Annotated in this window: 1 protein-coding gene; it reads left to right on the top strand. The window is 67.3% G+C overall.

Features of this window, described 5'->3' with window-relative positions; translation table 11 throughout:
• Positions 1-1,253 (top strand): condensation domain-containing protein (locus NKJ06_RS35460; RefSeq protein WP_352812584.1); only part of this gene is annotated, 1,253 nt, incomplete at both ends.

The raw sequence follows: 1,253 nt of genomic DNA, 5'->3' as shown, positions 1-1,253 counted from the left end.
CCGCAAGGCGCTGCCTGTTCCCGACGACGACGCCTATGCGCGGGCGGCCTATGAGGCGCCGCGCGGCGCGATCGAGATGGCGCTGGCGCAGATCTGGACGGAGCTTCTCGGGGTCGAGCGCATCGGGCGCCACGACCACTTCTTCGAGCTGGGTGGCCACTCGCTCCTGGCGGTGCAGCTCTCGAGCCGGCTGTCGCGGGCTGTTGGGGTCGAACTGCCGCTGACGAGGCTGTTCGCCAGACCGGTGCTTGCCGATCTGGCCGAAAGCATCGTCGAGGTGTTGAGCCGCTCCGGTCCGCAAGACCTGCCGGCGATTGCGACGGTGTCGCGCAATGAGCCGCTTGTGCTGTCGTTTGCGCAGCAGCGGATATGGTTTTTGGCGCAGCTGGACGAGGGCAGCACGAACTATCACATTCCACTGGCCTTGCGGCTGCGTGGTGTGCTCGACCGCGGCGCCTGGCAGCGCAGCCTTGACCGTCTGTTTGCGCGTCATGAGGCGCTGCGCAGCGTCTTTGTCGCACCGGAGGGCAAGCCCTGGGTTGAGGTTCTGCCGCCGGCTGCGGGACTGCCGGTGGCCGAGCACGATCTGCGGGACAGGCCGGATGCTGAGGCTGCGCTTTTGGATCTGTGCCATGAAGAGGCGCGCACGCCGCTCGATGTTGCGCGCGGGCCGCTGATCCGCGGGCGTCTGATCCGGATGTCGGATGAGGAGCACGTCTTCCTGCTCACCCAGCATCACATCGTCTCGGACGGCTGGTCGATGGGCGTTCTGGTGCGTGAACTCAGTCAGCTTTACCGGGCGTTCGAGGCTGGACAGGACGATCCTTTGCCGCCGCTGGCGATCCAGTACCCGGATTATGCCGCCTGGCAACGGCGGTGGCTGTCGGGGGAACGGCTGCAGAGCCAGGCGCAGTATTGGCGCAACGCCCTCTCAGGGGCCCCGGCCCGTCTTGTCTTGCCGACGGACCGCGTGCGGCCGGCCCAGCAGTCGTTTGCCGGCGCCAGTGTGCCGATCGTCATCGATGCGGATCTGACGCTGGGTCTGAAGCGGCTGAGCCGGCAGCATGGCACGACGTTGTTCATGACGGTGCTGGCGGCCTGGGCGGCGGTGCTGTCGCGTCTGTCGGGGCAGGAGGACCTTGTGATCGGCGTGCCGAGCGCCAATCGAGGCCGGCGCGAGATCGAAGAGTTGATCGGCTTCTTCGTCAACACCCTGGCGCTTCGGCTGGACCTGTCGGGCCAGCCGAGCGTGT

The sequence above is a fragment of the Mesorhizobium sp. M0293 genome (assembly GCF_040321735.1).
In the GTDB taxonomy this organism is placed as follows: Bacteria; Pseudomonadota; Alphaproteobacteria; order Rhizobiales; family Rhizobiaceae; genus Mesorhizobium.
Note: the sequence above shows the minus strand (reverse complement) of the source record. Positions and strands in the feature narration are given on the sequence as shown.